General features: G+C 37.8%; 1 protein-coding gene. It reads left to right on the plus strand.

Translation table 11 applies throughout. The annotated features are described in order from the left end of the window. Positions 1 to 440 precede the first annotated feature (440 nt). Positions 441 to 1,283, plus strand: coding sequence for a hypothetical protein (locus Q0852_RS23580; protein ID WP_299022870.1), 843 nt, complete (start codon positions 441 to 443; stop codon positions 1,281 to 1,283). The last annotated feature ends 80 nt before the right edge of the window (positions 1,284 to 1,363 follow it).

The raw sequence follows: 1,363 nt of genomic DNA on the forward strand, positions 1-1,363 counted from the left end.
ACGTCGCCAATAAGATCACCCAGTAACTCAACAAATAAATAAATTATAGTTCAAATCACCAAGTTGGCATCACGATCCAAAATTGGGCTTCGGATTATCAAGTTTCAATTCTTAGCTATTTTCCCCGAAGCTTACGATTTATATCTGTTGGTAAAGAGCGATTCATTGTTCAATGGCTACTGATTTTGTTAGTTGATTCATGAGGTTATGTATAAATTTCTGTCTGGTTTTATTGGTAGGGTAAACTGGCTGGCGTTCGAGCAGATAAATCTGTAGCGGTAGCGTGCTTGGTAAGTGATTCAAATTCATTGAGTTTGCCATAACAAGGCAATCAAGGTGATGCGTTACACTCGGCAGTTTTGGTTCGGAGTTTTGTGTGCTTTGCTGGTTCGGTGGGGCACACCTTATTGCAGGCGTTATACGTTAAGGAAGATATTCTAATGAACAAAGACAAATTTAAAATTGGTCTCCCGAAGGTTAAGTTTGAAAAGGGAATACCAAGAGTATTCGTCAGTGAAAAACACGAAAAAAGACTCAGATGGGTTGTAAGAGGTTTTACAGCACTCGGAATTTTAATAAGTGTTATTTCTTTCCCATGGTATATCAGTCTTGCTATTGCGCTAACGTTCTGTACAGTAGATTTTCTCGTTGAGAATGTTCTCTTCTACTATACATCCGCTTACATTTTGCCCTTCCCAGATTTTGAGTATCAGTCGGAAAAATGGGTCGCCAACATGTTTATGTCTATGGGTGAGCCCGAAGATCCCGAATCACTTAAAATCGTTGGTTTAACTTTTGATGATTCAATCTATGCTCAAAAATTCTTTGAGTTACTAAGATCTTGGTCTAAAGGTAATGAAAACAGGAATGGTGACCTTAAGCTGACGTTTTTAATAGATGAAGATATGTACTTTGTATATCTTTATCCTGATCCTGAAAGCGAATTGATAGAGAATGTATTCAAAAAAACAAGAAAAGAAAATGAACTGAATAAGTATGGCAAAGAGCACTTGGGCTTGATCATGCAGATGGTTATATGCAAAGGATTTGAAACAAAAGGTCAATTTGCTTTGGGCATGTTTACCAATAACCATCCAGAGGATAAAAGTTATTTGCTAGCACCTTTTATTTGGGATGGTAACGAGCCTCAGCCTTTGACAGAAATCGAACCAATCGAAATGTTTGGATACAAATGTCGGATCCCTTCTGAATTAACTGGAAATGACTTTGAAAAATGGCATTGGGACTCCTTAGTTAGCAAGGATAGAGTGGCGCTTGGGTAAACGCTTAGTTTCAACTTTGAAGTGCGACAAAAGTAATTATTGTGCATAGCAGTATCCTGGAGTGTAAAAACCAAGTCTTT

It is taken from the genome of uncultured Photobacterium sp. (assembly GCF_947502415.1).
GTDB lineage: Bacteria > Pseudomonadota > Gammaproteobacteria > Enterobacterales > Vibrionaceae > Photobacterium.

Coding starts and splice junctions, on each gene's coding strand:
- Q0852_RS23580 (WP_299022870.1), top strand. CDS start 441: ATGAACAAAGACAAATTTAAAATTGGTCTCCCGAAGGTTAAGTTTGAA.